The sequence below is a fragment of the Rhizobium sp. BK650 genome (genome assembly GCF_014195325.1).
In the GTDB taxonomy this organism is placed as follows: Bacteria; Pseudomonadota; Alphaproteobacteria; order Rhizobiales; family Rhizobiaceae; genus Rhizobium.
Map to the genome: position 1 here is coordinate 439970 of NZ_JACIBK010000003.1, position 14048 is coordinate 454017.

The window sequence follows — 14048 nt, forward strand, 5'->3', positions numbered from 1 at the left end:
TCCTGATATCCGAAACGAAGCCTGGTCATCCCATTGCTTGCGTAGTGGCTGAGGAAACGGTATTTGCCTAATCGCTTATGAATCAACGCAAGCTCGAAGACGGGTGTAGAGGAGGCGAGGGCCATAAATGCAACCGGGGGCAAAGCCTGCCGTGACCAAGGAGACGGGATTTCGGCATTTCCTGGCCGCGGCCGGCTATTCTTGGGCCGGCTTCTTGCGGGTCTTCAGGGAGGCAGCTTTCCGGCAGGAGCTCGGCTTCTTCGCGGTGTCGTTGATCGTGCTTTTCCTTATCGGCGCCGATGCCGCGGAATTCGTCATCGCGATGATGCTTTTTCTTGGGCTGTTTTCCATCGAGGCGATGAATACGGCTGTCGAGGAAGTGATCGACCGGATTTCACCGGAGATTTCCATCGTCGGCAAACACGCCAAGGATCTCGGCTCCTTCGCAGTGAGCTGCATGATCGCCGCCTGCTGCCTTTATCTGGGCTTCGTCATCTGCAGGCATTTGTTCTTCTGAAAGTATTAGATCGCAAAAGATGCTGCTCAGCTGCTTCGGGCCAGCATTTTTGATTATCCAGGTCATGTCGTCCGCTTTCGACAAGGCAGATACCGCGCTGGGAGATATCTACCGAGCGGCCTCCAGGTGGCGGTCGTCAAGCAAAATGCTCGCCCATGCCTGCGATGCTTTGTCCGCTCCTGACCCGCCGATATGGCAGTCGTCATAACGGTCATCTTCGGTAAGTAGCGCGTCGGTATTGACACCCTCGTGGATACCATTGCCTCTCTTGGACAAAGCCTGTTGCGCATGGACAATTGCGTTTTCCGGTACGTGGACCTTAAACCCACCGTTGCTCGGCTCCAGGCATTTCGAGGCGATAGCAACATAAACAGGCGCACCTACGTCCTGTCCCCGCAGCGTGTCCACCATTGAAAGAAATTTATCCTCATAGTCGGGCGCGCTTGTGCCCTTGACCAAATCGGCTTCCCCTTGCACCCAGATGACATTCGTGGGGTGATATCCCACTTGTTTTAGTCGTTTTAGGGTATCGACCAGCTCGCCGTTGAGGTCACCGCCTTTTGCCCATCGCGCGACCTCGGATCCAGAATAGGCCAGCGGCGCAATGACGACTTTGTCGTATCGACCAGACGCAATCAAAGAGTTGCCGAGCGATGTCCAGTATTCTCCTTTTGTATCGGTGGCTCCAAGTAACGGTGACGCCGCAATAAAGCAGCGACTGTCAAAGGCGTTGATAACTCTGTCACCGTAAGCCGATCTATGCCGTTGGCCGCCGTCATTTGCAGCGTTGGATTGTCCGAGGACCAGTAAAACTGCAGTGCGATCGGTCTGAATCGGACATGGTACGACAGTCTTTGTCTCATCAGCGATGAGCCGATGATTCTCGTCGAACCTGTAGCGACTTGGCGATAGGGGATCGGTTCCAACGACCTGTTGCTTCACCGCTGAGAGCTGCGGCCATGGAAAGATGTCGTGTCTCGCACTCATACCGCCAAGGAAGTATAAGACAAGCAGCGCCATTAAGCCCAAAACTACTCGTTTAACCATAGTGCTACCCTTTTACTCAACGACAACAAAGATTGGTGGCTCAGGGGCGTACCGGTGACCGTGCTTTTCCTCGATTGAGATAGATTTGGCGCTCAAGTTGTCGTCATGGCGACCGCACAAACCGAAGCCTTCACGCGCTTCCGAATCAAAGCGCGCAATTCGCCGTTCCTCGCAAATGCTGAAGCCCACGATATTGTCGATCTGAATAGGTCTTCAAAAACAAATCCAGCCAATTCACGTCGGCGTGGGTCCGCGTGCAAATCACTTCCTAGACTATAGACGCGACTGACGATTACAATTACGTCGATAGTATTATTGGTCACCCTTATTGATGACGGGCGACGAATACATAAGACGGCGCGGACAGATGTAATGGAGAGTCTCATCAGGTGGCAGTTGAAGACGATGTCGTGACGACGATGGCTTCTCGACTATGAGCCTGTATCTCAATTCGGTAGGCGCTCTGTGAGCGACGCCGCTTCGTCTTTCAAAGAAAACGCAGATGCTCTAAGGAAAGAAGGGATCAGGCGAAGCTCTTGCGCTTCTTGATGACCGGCTGAGCTTCTTCCACGGCGGGGATGCTCTGCAGCACGCGTTTGGCCGGCAAGATGGCGATAACTTCGGTGCCTTCGCGCAGCCTGGATTTCAGGATGAACTGGCCGTCATGCTTGGCGAGAATCGCCTGGACGATGGGGAGGCCGAGGCCGGTGCCCTGTTCGGCGCTCTTGATGGCGATCGAGCCTTGCCCGAAGGCCGAGAGCACGATCGGGATTTCGTCTTCAGGAATGCCGGGGCCGTTGTCTCTAATCGAGATGTACTGGCCGCCTCCGGCCGTCCAGCCAACCTTGACGTTGATTTCTCCACCCTGAGGTGTGAATTTCACAGCATTGGAAAGAAGATTGAGCACAACCTGGCGCATGGATTTCTCGTCCGCCCAGATTGCCGGAAGCTGGCGCTCGACCTGGTCGTTTATGGTGATGTTCTTGGCGCGTGCGCGCAACTGCACCATACCGATGCAGTCCTCTGTTATATCGAGCAGAGAAACCGCTTCTTCACTCAACTCATACTTGCCGGCTTCGATGCGCGAGAGGTCGAGGATCTCGTTGATAAGATCGAGCAGATGCTGGCCGGAACGATGGATATCGCCGGCATATTCCTTGTACATCGGGTTTGCGAGCGGCCCCATGACTTCGGCCGACATGACTTCGGAAAAGCCGAGAATGGCATTTAGCGGCGTGCGAAGCTCATGAGACATGGAAGCGAGAAAACGCGATTTGGCGAGGTTTGCCTCCTCGGCACGGCGCCGCGCCTCGTCCGACATGGATTTTGCCACTTCCAGCTCAGCGATCAGATCGTCCTTTTCCGACTGGAAAGAAAGGATTTTCAGGCTCGACTGGAAGAGTCGGTCGCTGATGTAATTGAAGAAAACGACTGTCGTGGTAAAAACCGCGGTCAGGCAAAGTTCGAGAATATCCCGCGACAGGCCGCTTTTTGCCGCAAGCGCCACGACGGCAGGCGCGAAGCCGACGAGCACGGCAGGCGTCAGCATGAAATTCGACATGGTCGTGACCGACAAAGCGATCAACAGGGTGGCGCCTTTATAGAGGGTGAAGTTCGAAGGTTCGCAGACTGAGCAGTCTTGCAGGGCAAAGACCGCCCAGCAGCAGCCGATCAGGAACTGGGCCGCCAGCAAGAGATTGCGCCAGCGGCGCACGCCATCAGCAGTAGTTTCCTGCTTCCTGGCGCGGCGTGCCAGAAGAATGTTGACGGTATGACAGGTCAGGGTCAGCAACGCCCAGAAGAAGAGGCTCGCATCCTCAGTGAAATAAGTGCCGAGTGCCGCGACGATGATGATGAAGAGCGGCATGATTGCTGCGCCTTGCAGCACTGCAGCGACATACATCTGCAGCACGTCGCGATCGAAAGCAGAACTGGAAGCCTGACCGGACTGCAGGCGTTCGCGCGTCTGCCGCACGGCCTTGGATACCGCCTTGTTGCGGTGGCCGCGCGATTTATCGACAATATTCTTGTCGGTTGAGGTGCTGACGCCGGTACTCATGTGCACGTTGAAACTTTGCCTGCAGATGAATAAGAGCTTAATCGGAAATTCTTAAGAAGATGTTTGCCATCTTTGCCAAGGGTTTGTTTTTCAAGGAGGCAAAAGCGTGGCACGGCTTCTCGCGTTGACCCGAGACGGTGCAACCGCCCTTGCTTTTCTTGTCTTCGTTGCATTAATCGCGGCCAAACTGAACGACAGGCCTGACATCCAAGGCGCCTTCCGTGCCGCCGATGGCGACAGCCTCACTCTTGATGGGGAGCGCATGCGGCTCAAGGGCGTCGATGCGCCGGAATTGTCGCAGAGATGCGAGCGGGCAGGGCAGGACTGGCCGTGCGGGATAATGGCGCAGCGCGCGCTGCAGCAATTGGTTTCGGAAGATGGTACCCAGTGTGGCGGGAGCGAACGTGATCGTTATGGCCGGCTTCTGGTAAGTTGCCGCAATCATGCCGGCGATATCAATGCGCGCATGGTGGCGTCGGGCATGGCGGTTGCCTATGGCGGTTATCAGCAGGAAGAAGGGCAGGCGAAGGCGCAAAAGCTCGGGCTCTGGGCTGGCCGTTTCGAGATGCCGCGTGACGTCAGGGACCAGGCTCGGCATCAAAGCTTCGGCCTGCAGCGGCTAATCGGCGAATGGACAGGATGGGAATGACTGATAGTGAGCCCGATGACGGGCTGGACGCATTGCGCCACGAGATCGCCGCCTGTCGGATCTGTCGCGATGCGCCGATACGCGGCCTATGTCATCGCCTGCCGCACGAGCCGCGGCCGGTTGCTGTTCTTTCGAGGCGCGCCCGAGTGCTGATTGCCGGCCAGGCGCCGGGGCTGCGCGTGCATGAAAGCGGCCTGCCGTTCGACGATGCTTCGGGCGACCGGCTGCGGCAATGGCTGCATGTGGACCGGCCGACCTTTTACGACCGGGATCGATTCGCGATCGTGCCGATGGGCCTCTGCTTTCCAGGTTATGATGCCAACGGCAGCGACCTGCCGCCGCGCCGGGAATGCGCGCCGGTCTGGCAGGACCGCGTGCTCTCGGTCATGCCGCAGATCGAACTGGTGCTTGCAGTCGGCGGACATGCGCAGGCCTGGCACATGGGCGCGATGCGGCGCGAAAACATGACCGAGACGGTGCGAGCCTGGCGCAACAGCCTGGAATCCGACCGTCAGCCGGCGTTGCTTCCGCTGCCGCATCCAAGTTGGCGCAATACGGCTTGGCTAAAGCGGAATCCGTGGTTCGAAGAAGAGCTGCTGCCTGAACTGCGACGGCGAATCAAAATGCTCACCTGCTGAAACAAAATTCTTTTCGTCGGCCGGAATCGCGCTATACAGAGAAAATAATTCGAAAGGGACTTAATTTCGCATGGACCGCCTCGACCGAAAGATACTGCGCCTGCTCCAGGAAGATTCGACGCTCGCCGTTGCCGACCTCGCTAAGAAGGTGGGGCTTTCTACGACACCATGCTGGCGGCGTATCCAGAAGATGGAGGAAGACGGCGTCATCAAGCGCCGCGTGGCAATCCTCGATCCGGAAAAGGTCAACACCAAGGTCACGGTCTTCGTGTCGATCCGCACCGCGACCCATTCCATCGAATGGCTGCGCCGCTTCTCCGAGGTCGTGGCGGAGTTCCCCGAAGTGGTGGAATTCTACCGCATGAGCGGTGATGTCGACTATCTGCTGCGCGTCGTGGTGCCCGATATCGCCGCCTATGACGCCTTCTACAAGCGGATGATCGCCAAGATCGAGATTCGCGATGTCTCGTCTGCCTTCGCGATGGAGCAGATCAAGTACTCGACGCAGCTGCCGCTCGACTACATGCTTCTCGAAAACGCCAAGTCCAATGAGGACTGAGCAGGGCAGGTCCTCAATACAGCGTACATGATGTCGGACAGGCGCGAGCGAATCGCGCCTGCTTTGGCGAGAGCAGACGCTCCCCTGGAGACATTTGCGCAGGTAAGCTGCGCAGGGAGACTCAAGGAAAGTTCATCCGTGAATTTTGAGGGTGCTCCTGAGGCATCGGCCACTTGACGGCGGCGGAAAACCTTTCCAAATTGTAATCTTGCTGTCATGGAGCTATGCGAATCCACGCAAGCCGTGAATTGGCCTGGGCGTTGGGAGGCACGGGGGCTAGTTCAGGGTAGTGTCTGGGGGTATCTGGAACACTTTTATAATGTTCGTGCAGCGCGATATCGCGCTATGCACCGTTTTTTTGTGCGTTCGGCGAAACGCTTAAGTGACGCCTTCCGTTGTTTATACAGCAAAAAGCAGGCCTGAAATCGATTAGTGGTCGCCATCCGCACCATTAGGTTCGATTTCAGGACACCATGTCCTGTTCTCCTATCTTTATATAGTCCTTAGCCGGCGCTACAGTTCGACCGCGTCGTTAGATTGTTCGAGCTTGCTCCAATTTTGCGGTGCCTTTGGGAGGATCATTCAGCCGCTTGCGATAGCCGTTGGTTATCGCGGCGGCATCTGTGCGTTTCCTATCCAACCCCCTTGAAATTGTTGTATAAAAACCACGCTTGGCGCAGAAAGCATGCTCCGGCTGTGGGTTGGTACGGTTCACGAATTGCTACAGTCAGATGTCTGTGGGATGAACGTTCGGCGGTTCGATCGATCCGCACGCCGTGAGGCTGTTCAAACGGGTCGGCTTTGGATCTTCGGAGACAGGGTAGAGCCCCGATCGACAAAGGAGTGGAATTCTACAATGAACATCAAGATGGTATTGCTTGCGTCGGCAGCAGCATTTGCTGCATCGACCCCGGTACTCGCAGCTGACGCAATCGTTGCTGCAGAGCCGGAACCGGTTGAATACGTTCGCGTCTGCGACGCTTACGGCACCGGCTACTTCTACATCCCGGGCACGGAAACCTGCCTGAAGATCGAAGGCTACATCCGTTTCCAGGTTGACGTCGGCCAGAATGCCGATCACGGCGAAGCCGGCAACGACTCTGACTGGGATGCATTCACCCGCGGTCAGGTTCAGTTCACGGCCAAGAGCGACACCGAATACGGCCCGCTTACCGGCGTCATCGTTCTCCAGGCCAATGCCGACGCTGCATCGTCGGCCTACCAGAACACGAAGCTCGACTCGGCCTACCTCGACGTCGCCGGCTTCCGCGCCGGTCTGTTCTACTCCTGGTGGGACGATGGTCTCTCCGGCGAAACGGACGACATCGGTTCGGTCGAAACGCTGCATAACTCGATCCGTTATCAGTACGAAACCGGTTCCTTCTACGCTGGCCTCAGCGTCGACGAACTGGAAGATGGTGTCTTCAAGGCTGACGAAGGCCCGAACAACGTCGGCGTTGCCTTCGGCATCGGCGGCAAGACTGGCGCCTTCAGCTACCAGGTCACCGGCGGCTGGGACTTCGACAACGAAGACGGCGCAATCCGTGCTATGGGTACGGCTGATATCGGCCCGGGCACGCTCGGCCTTGCTGCTGTCTACTCCAGCGGCCCGAACTCCTACTACTCGGCAGCTGAATGGGCAGTTGCTGCCGAATACGCCATCAAGGCAACGGACAAGCTGAAGATCACCCCCGGTGTTCAGTACTACGGCAACTACTTCGGCGGCTCCAAGGCTGTTCCGGATGACTTCGACGGTCTTGACGATGCCTGGAAGGCCGGTCTGACGCTCGACTATCAGATCGTCGACAACTTCTACGCCAAGGCTTCCGTCCAGTACCTGAAGCCGGAACATCAGGACGACTCCTGGACGGGTTACTTCCGTCTGCAGCGCTCGTTCTAATCTGAACGAAGGACCCCCCGGCCCTGTGCCGGGGGTCTCCAACCCACGAGTTTCTGATCAGAATGACCTCCGATCAGTAACGAGGGACTGGTCCGGTTTTCCCTGCTGGGCCAGTCCTTTGCAGTCGAAGGCCAATGTGAAGCCAAAGGCGCGCCGCCACGCCTGGCGATTTCACTCGACATTAAGCGGGCTTTCCTGCGGAAATTTCCTCGATGATCGAGCGGATTTAAAATTATCAACATATTCGTTGCCCTTGATTGATCGCACGCTTTTGTTGCGGCAAATGCAACTTACAATTGCGTCACCTCTTCGAGCAAACAGTATACCGGCCGGATTTTATCCTCTTGGATTTGATGCCGATAATGTGACTGTAACGTAACCGGTGAGGCGCTATAAGCATTTCGGGGTTGGCATTCATTACTACTCTCGGGTAGGTTTCGATAATGGACGATCTTAACGATTACTTTTATTTTGCAGCCGTCGTCTCTAGCGGTGGATTTGCCTCCGCAAGTAGAACTTTGAAAATACCGCGCTCCAAGCTCAGCCGGCGTGTCAGCCGTTTGGAGGATTGCCTTGGCGCGAGGCTGATCGAGCGCTCCACACGTCACTTCCGGGTGACAGAGATCGGTCAGGCCTTCTACGAGCAATGTCAGACGATTCTGAGAGAAACTGATCGCGCCAAGTCGATCGTGACGGAAGCTCAATCCGATCCGCAGGGGATCGTGCGCATGGGCTGCCCGCTCGGTCTCGTCGATATTTCACTTGGCGCGGTTCTGCCCGAATTTCTGGAGCGCTACCCCAAGATCAAGCTGCAGATCATCGGCTCCGACCGGCGCACCGACCTCATCAACGAGCGCATCGATGTCGAAGTGCGGGCGGCCAACGAGCCGGAAACACAGACGAGCCTGACGATGCGCAAGCTCGACCGGGCGCGACGCATTCTCGTCGCCAGTCCTTCGCTGGTCGAACGCATGGGCGAACTCGACTGCGTCGACGAACTCAGCAATGGACCGACACTTGCCATGTCCAGCTGGATGTCCTTCCATACCTGGGAACTGGTCGGCCCCGATGGGGAGAGGAAGATCGTGCGGCACCAGCCGCGGCTCACCTGCCGCAGCATGACGGCGATCCTTGACGCTGCGCGCGCAGGCGTGGGCTACGGGCTCATTCTCGAACATGCCTGTGCCCTTGATATTCAGGCGGGCCGGCTGGTTCGCGTGCTGCCGGAGTGGCAGACGGTAGAGAGCCAATTCTATCTCGTCTTCACGACGACCAAGGGCATGCCGCCGGCTGTACGCGCGCTGATCGATTTCCTGGTCGAGAAATCCAAGCAGCACCGGATCGTCACGACGACTGCGGCGATTGCTGCCCAGTAGGCTCAGAGGCGCGCCAGCAGCTTCTCACTCGTCAATTCCCTGACGGCGTCCTTGCCGATCCAGCGGGCCGTCTTGTCGACGTTTGCGGCAAGGCGTTCGGCGAGGGCCAGCGCCGGACCGTGGCAGGCATGACTGCGCTTGCCGATATTGCGAAGCGCCCAGTTGACGGCCTTGCGAACGAAGTTGCGCGGGTCTGTCGCGTGGGCTTCGATCAGCGGTAGGTAGGTTAGCAAGCTTGCGTCCGTGTCCTTCTTCCTGTGCACAGTCATACCCGCGATCATGGCGAAGGCGGTTCGCCTGACGAATTCGCGCTCATCGGCAGCGAATTCGGGGATGAGAGCGTCAAGATCCGCTTCCACGAAGAGATCAGCGGCGCAATCGACGATTTCCCAGGAATTGAAGTCAGCGGCCAGGGTGCGTGCCTCGGCTTCCGTCAGCCTCTTCGGGTCGAAGGTGTAGAGTGCCAACATACGGGCTTCGCGGACGCCGCTTGCCCAGAGCTCTTTCGCCCTGATGTGATCCTTCTTTGCCAACCGGGCGATCTTTTGCAGATCAGGATTGGAAATGCCGATGGCGTTTTCGGTGACGATGCCGAAACGCACCATGCCGGCGATATTGCTTTCAGAGCGCAGCGTGTGCAGATGCGCAATCAGTTCGGCTGCGCTCGAAGAAGGGCCAATCATTCTGCAGAGCCGGTCATTTTTCGAGGCGGGCGAGCAGGGAAGACGTATCCCACCGGTTGCCGCCGAGCGCCTGAATATCCCCATAGAACTGGTCGACGAGGGCGGTCAGCGGCAGCTTGGCGCCGTTCCGGCGGGCTTCGGTCAGCACGATGCCGAGATCCTTGCGCATCCAGTCGACGGCGAAGCCGAAATCATACTTGCCCTGGTTCATGGTCTTGTGGCGGTTTTCCATCTGCCAGGAACCAGCCGCCCCCTTGGAGATGACGTCGACCACCTTTTCGATGTCAAGACCGGCGCGCTTGCCGAAATGCACCGCTTCGGCAAGCCCTTGCACGACGCCGGCAATGCAGATCTGATTCATCATCTTGGTGAGCTGGCCAGAACCTGCCGGACCCATGAGGCCAACCATCCGGGCATAGGCGTCGATGACCGGCTTTGCCTTTTCAAAGACGGCCTCATCACCCCCGCACATGACGGTGAGCACGCCATTCTCGGCACCGGCCTGGCCGCCGGAAACAGGGGCATCGATGAAATCCACACTCTTTGCCTTGGCGGCCTCGTAGAGTTCGCGGGCGACTTCGGCGCTTGCCGTGGTGTTGTCGATGAGAACGGACCCGCGCTTCATGGTGCTCAGTACACCCTTTTCGCCCGATGTCACCTGACGGAGATCGTCGTCATTGCCGACGCAGACGAAGACGAAATCGCAGCCATCGGCTGCCTCAGCCGGGGTAGGGGCGGACTTACCGGAGAATGTATCCACCCAGGCGGCCGCCTTTTCAGCCGTGCGGTTATAGACGGTGACATCGTGGCCGCCCTTTGTTTTCAGATGCCCCGCCATCGGGAACCCCATGACGCCGAGACCGATGAAAGCGACTTTCGCCATATGCTGTCCTCCATAACCGCTTGCAAACAGGGTGAGAGGATTAGCGGAAACGACCGGGCACGGAAAGCCAGGAGAGCGGAGGAAGCCGCCTTGCCTGGAACAAAATTTCACAAACGGTCGAGAAGCGGAGACAGGAAAGTTTCAGATACTGCGAATATGATAAATTTAATTGTCGATCCAATTTATAGAGTAAATCATCATTCATCCATCGAAACGGGCAGGCTGAGCAGCAGGAGCGACGGCCGCCAAAGGAAGGGGATTGAGATGATTACACGTCGACAGACACTCGGACTTTTCGGGGCCGCGGCCGCAACCGCGATTCTGCCGTCCGTCCAGCCGGCACGGGCCGCGGCGAAAGAGTTCCGCATCGGCTGGCAGAAGAATGGCGTGCTGGCACTCGCCAAGCGCCGTGGCGCCCTGGAAAAACGGCTTGCCGATCAGGGGATAACGGTGAGCTGGTCGGAATTCACGTCAGGCCCGCCGCTTCTGGAAGCACTCGGTGCGGGCGCGCTCGATTTCGGCGCGACGGGCGATGTGCCGCCGCTCTTTGCGCAGGCTGCGGGCGGGGCGCTCTATTATGTCGGCATCTACAAGGGCAGTCCGGCGGCCTCGGCCATTCTCGTCCGCAAGGACTCTCCGATCAAGACGCTCGAAGACCTGAAGGGCAAGAAGGTCGCCTTCAAGCGCGGCTCCAGCGCCCATAATGTGACGGTCAAGGTTTTGCGAAAGGCGGGGCTGAAGCCCGAGGATGTCGTGCAAGTCGATCTTGCGCCGCCGGATGCGGCCGCAGCCTTTAAGAACGGCAGCATCGACGCATGGTCGATTTGGGATCCCTATCTCGCGATCGCCGAGGCTGATCCCGATACGCGCATCCTGACGACCGCCGAAGGGATCGTCGAATCCTACAGCTATTTCCTTGCCAACAAGGATTTCACCGACGCAAATGGTACCGTCATCGTCAATGTGCTGGACGAGCTCGCCAAGGTCGGCCGCTCGGCGCAGGACAATCTCGATGCGACGGTCAAGGAGCTCTCGGAGATAACCGGCGTGCCCGAGAACATTACGCGTGTGACCTTGCAGCGTCCTGGCACCAATCTCGGCAGCGTGACGACGGTGACCGATGCGGCAGCCGGCTATCAGCAAGCGCTGGCCGATGAATTCTACGATCTCGGCATCGTTCCGAAGAAGCTCACGACCGGCGATATCGTCTGGCATCCCAAGGCGAGCTAACAGCCTCCGGGGCGAGCTCATCTCACCTGCAGCTAGGGGTGGCGTTGGGGTGGGATCCCGCGACCGCGGCATGGGAGCGAACCCATGCCGCGGAATCGGGAAAAATTATTCTCCAGACCCAATTAGAATAGCAAACTGATATTGTCGATATAATTGGTCGTCTATGCCAGTATCTCTGCAAGGCCAGACGCGACCGGTTCGCGATATCGGTTTGAAAGAGGGAACGGCCGAACGCCGTCAGAACGGAGAAGAGATTTCATGTTCACACGCAGACAGACGCTCGGCCTTTTCGGTGCTGCGGCCGCCACTACCGTTCTGCCGAAGGTTCGCTCCGCAAAAGCTGCGGCAACGACGCTCCGCATCGGTTGGCAGAAATTCGGCGTGCTGCCGCTGGCCAAGGCTGCGGGTGCGCTCGAAAAACGGCTTGATGCCAAGGGGGTGTCCGTTCAGTGGAACGAATTCACCTCGGGCCCGCCGCTGCTCGAAGCCGTCGGGGCCGGCGCGCTCGATTTTGGTGTGACCGGCGATGTGCCGCCGCTCTTTGCCCAGGCTGCCGGCGGCGACCTTCTCTATGTCGGCGCCTATCGTGGGCCGGCTGCCTTCCACGGTCTGCTCGTGCAGAAGGATTCGCCGATCCAGAAGCTCGAAGACCTCAAGGGCAAGAAGGTCGCCTACAAGCGCGGCTCCAGCGCCCATAATTTCGCGCTCAAGGTTCTCGCCAAGGCAGGGCTTTCTCTCTCCGATATTACCGAAGTCGATCTGCCGCGGCCGGATGCAGGCGCTGCTTTCAAGACCGGCAGCATCGATGCCTGGGCGATCTGGGATCCCTTCTTCGCGGTGGCCGAGGCCGATCCGTACACGCGGGTGCTGACGACGTCGGAAGGCTTGCTCGACAATTGGGGCTATTTCCTCGGCAACGGCGCCTTCACCAATGCCAATCCGGAAGTGATCGTCGATGTGATCGACGAGCTTGCCAAGGTGGGTGCTGCTGCCCAGGCCAATCTCGACGATACGGTAAAGGCGCTTGCCCAGATCACCGGCGTACCAGCGAATATTACCCGCGTCACGCTTACCCGCAGCCAGGCCGACCTCGGTAAGGTTTCTCTCGTTCCCGATGCCGCGCTCACCTATCAGCAGGCGCTCGCCGACGATTTCTACAAGCTCAAGATCGTGCCGAAGCCGCTCAAGATCGCCGATATCGTCTGGCACCCCAAGGCGAGCTGACAGCCGCCGGGCGAGCTGACAGCCGCCGGTTAAGCTGATCACTCATATCAGCCGATTTCAGACATTTATAAGAAAGGAATGCGCTCATGACCGCTTCATCCGACCCGATCAATTTCCTCTGGTTCATCCCGACGTCGGGTGACGGAACCTATCTCGGCTCATCCGATCTCAATCGCGCCCCTGAAATCGGCTACCTGACGCAGATCGCCCAGGCTGTGGACCGCCTCGGCTATTCCGGCGTGCTGCTGCCGACGGGTGTGGCCTGCGAGGAATCCTTTGTGATGGCCTCGGCGCTCGCGACCCAAACCGAGAAGCTGCAATTTCTGGTGGCGATCCGTCCGGGCACGGCGTCCCCGGCTTACTATGCGCGCCTTGCCACCACTCTCGACCGCATCTCCAACGGCCGCCTGTTGCTGAACATCGTTGTCGGCGGCAGCCCGGCCGAGCTTGCCGGCGACGGCATCCATCTGGAGCATGACGAGCGTTACGCCCATGCCGACGAATTCTTCCATGTCTTCGAAGAGCTGCTCGAAAAGGGCGTCGCGAGCTATGACGGCAAGTATATCAAGGCGACCGAGGCTCGCCTCGGTTTCCCCTCGGTGCAGTCGCCGCGACCGCCGCTCTATTTCGGCGGCTCCTCGGATGCCGGCATCAACTTCGCCGTCGGCCGCGTCGACAAGTACCTTACCTGGGGCGAGCCGCCGGCACAGGTTGCCGAGAAGGTGCAGAAGGTACGCGCCGCTGCTGCCGGCAAGGGCCGCGACGTTTCCTTCGGCATCCGCCTGCATTTCATCGTCCGCGAGACGGACGAGGAGGCATGGGAAGCCGCAGACCGCCTGATCCGCCATCTCGATGACCAGACGATCGCCGAAGCGCAGGAGCGCTTTGTCAAGGAATCCGACTCGGTTGGCCAAAAGCGCATGGCAGCTCTTCATGGCGGCCGGCGTGACAAGCTCGAAGTGTCGCCCAACCTCTGGGCCGGTATCGGCCTGGTCCGTGCCGGCGCAGGTACCGCCCTCGTCGGCTCGCCGAAGACAGTCGCCGCACGCCTCAGGGAATATCAAGACGTCGGCATCGATACGGTAATCGGCTCCGGATATCCGCATCTGGAAGAGGCCTATCGCGTTGCCGAACTGCTCTTCCCGGAACTCGGCATCGAGAGGGACGAACAGCGTTTGAGCTTCAACAACGAGTTCGGCCGCAAGAAGGTTTTTGCCGGCGGCAGCCATGGCGGCAACCTGAAGGTCGTTTCCGGCTCCTGATGGGAGTCGGTTTTTCTAGTG

Annotated in this window: 13 protein-coding genes; 9 read left to right on the forward strand and 4 right to left on the reverse strand. The window is 58.5% G+C overall.

Annotation, left to right across the window (positions count from 1 at the left end):
- Positions 1–127 precede the first annotated feature (127 nt).
- Positions 128–517 (forward strand): diacylglycerol kinase, encoded by a 390-nt coding sequence (locus tag FHX15_RS10365; protein ID WP_184396406.1) that lies wholly within the window; start codon positions 128–130, stop codon positions 515–517.
- A gap of 108 nt (positions 518–625) precedes the next feature.
- On the opposite strand, the gene FHX15_RS10370 is transcribed toward FHX15_RS10365, so the two are convergent.
- Positions 626–1564, reverse strand: coding sequence for a sialate O-acetylesterase (locus tag FHX15_RS10370; protein WP_184396410.1), 939 nt, complete (start codon positions 1562–1564; stop codon positions 626–628).
- 523 nt (positions 1565–2087) lie between these two features.
- Complete coding sequence (locus FHX15_RS10375; protein WP_184397159.1) at positions 2088–3623, reverse strand: HAMP domain-containing sensor histidine kinase; 1536 nt, start codon at positions 3621–3623, stop codon at positions 2088–2090.
- 106 nt (positions 3624–3729) lie between these two features.
- Between FHX15_RS10375 and FHX15_RS10380 the strand changes: the two genes are divergently transcribed.
- The 5 genes from FHX15_RS10380 (at position 3730) to FHX15_RS10400 (ending at position 8745) form a co-directional block, all read left to right on the forward strand.
- A complete protein-coding gene (locus FHX15_RS10380; RefSeq protein WP_184396413.1) occupies positions 3730–4272 on the forward strand; it encodes a thermonuclease family protein in 543 nt (180 codons plus the stop codon).
- Complete coding sequence (locus tag FHX15_RS10385; protein ID WP_184396416.1) at positions 4269–4910, forward strand: uracil-DNA glycosylase family protein; 642 nt, start codon at positions 4269–4271, stop codon at positions 4908–4910. The genes FHX15_RS10380 and FHX15_RS10385 overlap by 4 nt, the downstream gene beginning before the upstream one ends.
- Positions 4911–4980: 70 nt before the next feature.
- On the forward strand, positions 4981–5469 hold the full coding sequence (locus tag FHX15_RS10390) for an Lrp/AsnC family transcriptional regulator (RefSeq protein ID WP_007816294.1): 489 nt from the start codon (positions 4981–4983) through the stop codon (positions 5467–5469).
- An 856-nt stretch (positions 5470–6325) separates the two neighbouring features.
- Positions 6326–7369, forward strand: a complete 1044-nt coding sequence (locus FHX15_RS10395) for a porin (RefSeq protein ID WP_184396419.1) — start codon at positions 6326–6328, stop codon at positions 7367–7369.
- Between the two features lie 443 nt (positions 7370–7812).
- Entirely contained in the window at positions 7813–8745 is a 933-nt protein-coding gene (locus tag FHX15_RS10400; RefSeq protein ID WP_184396422.1) for a LysR substrate-binding domain-containing protein, read from the forward strand.
- Positions 8746–8747: 2 nt separating this feature from the next.
- Here FHX15_RS10400 and FHX15_RS10405 read toward each other — a convergent pair whose 3' ends face one another.
- A complete protein-coding gene (locus FHX15_RS10405) occupies positions 8748–9428 on the reverse strand; it encodes a DNA alkylation repair protein (protein WP_184396425.1) in 681 nt (226 codons plus the stop codon).
- 13 nt (positions 9429–9441) lie between these two features.
- Positions 9442–10311, reverse strand: coding sequence for an NAD(P)-dependent oxidoreductase (locus tag FHX15_RS10410; RefSeq protein WP_184396428.1), 870 nt, complete (start codon positions 10309–10311; stop codon positions 9442–9444).
- 264 nt (positions 10312–10575) lie between these two features.
- Between FHX15_RS10410 and FHX15_RS10415 the strand changes: the two genes are divergently transcribed.
- The 3 genes from FHX15_RS10415 to ssuD all read left to right on the forward strand — a co-directional run bounded on the left by FHX15_RS10415 (position 10576) and on the right by ssuD (position 14027).
- Positions 10576–11541 carry an aliphatic sulfonate ABC transporter substrate-binding protein gene (locus FHX15_RS10415; RefSeq protein ID WP_184396431.1) on the forward strand — a complete coding sequence of 322 codons (966 nt, stop codon included), beginning with the start codon at positions 10576–10578 and terminating at the stop codon, positions 11539–11541.
- Between the two features lie 258 nt (positions 11542–11799).
- On the forward strand, positions 11800–12765 hold the full coding sequence (locus FHX15_RS10420; protein WP_184396435.1) for an aliphatic sulfonate ABC transporter substrate-binding protein: 966 nt from the start codon (positions 11800–11802) through the stop codon (positions 12763–12765).
- Positions 12766–12851: 86 nt separating this feature from the next.
- Positions 12852–14027, forward strand: a complete 1176-nt coding sequence (gene ssuD, locus FHX15_RS10425) for an FMNH2-dependent alkanesulfonate monooxygenase (RefSeq protein ID WP_184396437.1) — start codon at positions 12852–12854, stop codon at positions 14025–14027.
- Positions 14028–14048 lie beyond the last annotated feature (21 nt).

Bases quoted from the DNA above. Each gene is read 5' to 3' on its own strand.
- FHX15_RS10365 (WP_184396406.1), top strand. From the start codon at position 128: ATGCAACCGGGGGCAAAGCCTGCCGTGACCAAGGAGACGGGATTTCGG.
- FHX15_RS10370 (WP_184396410.1), bottom strand. From the start codon at position 1,564: ATGGTTAAACGAGTAGTTTTGGGCTTAATGGCGCTGCTTGTCTTATAC.
- FHX15_RS10375 (WP_184397159.1), bottom strand. From the start codon at position 3,623: ATGAGTACCGGCGTCAGCACCTCAACCGACAAGAATATTGTCGATAAA.
- FHX15_RS10385 (WP_184396416.1), top strand. From the start codon at position 4,269: ATGACTGATAGTGAGCCCGATGACGGGCTGGACGCATTGCGCCACGAG.
- FHX15_RS10390 (WP_007816294.1), top strand. From the start codon at position 4,981: ATGGACCGCCTCGACCGAAAGATACTGCGCCTGCTCCAGGAAGATTCG.
- FHX15_RS10395 (WP_184396419.1), top strand. From the start codon at position 6,326: ATGAACATCAAGATGGTATTGCTTGCGTCGGCAGCAGCATTTGCTGCA.
- FHX15_RS10400 (WP_184396422.1), top strand. From the start codon at position 7,813: ATGGACGATCTTAACGATTACTTTTATTTTGCAGCCGTCGTCTCTAGC.
- FHX15_RS10405 (WP_184396425.1), bottom strand. From the start codon at position 9,428: ATGATTGGCCCTTCTTCGAGCGCAGCCGAACTGATTGCGCATCTGCAC.
- FHX15_RS10410 (WP_184396428.1), bottom strand. From the start codon at position 10,311: ATGGCGAAAGTCGCTTTCATCGGTCTCGGCGTCATGGGGTTCCCGATG.
- FHX15_RS10415 (WP_184396431.1), top strand. From the start codon at position 10,576: ATGATTACACGTCGACAGACACTCGGACTTTTCGGGGCCGCGGCCGCA.
- FHX15_RS10420 (WP_184396435.1), top strand. From the start codon at position 11,800: ATGTTCACACGCAGACAGACGCTCGGCCTTTTCGGTGCTGCGGCCGCC.
- ssuD (WP_184396437.1), top strand. From the start codon at position 12,852: ATGACCGCTTCATCCGACCCGATCAATTTCCTCTGGTTCATCCCGACG.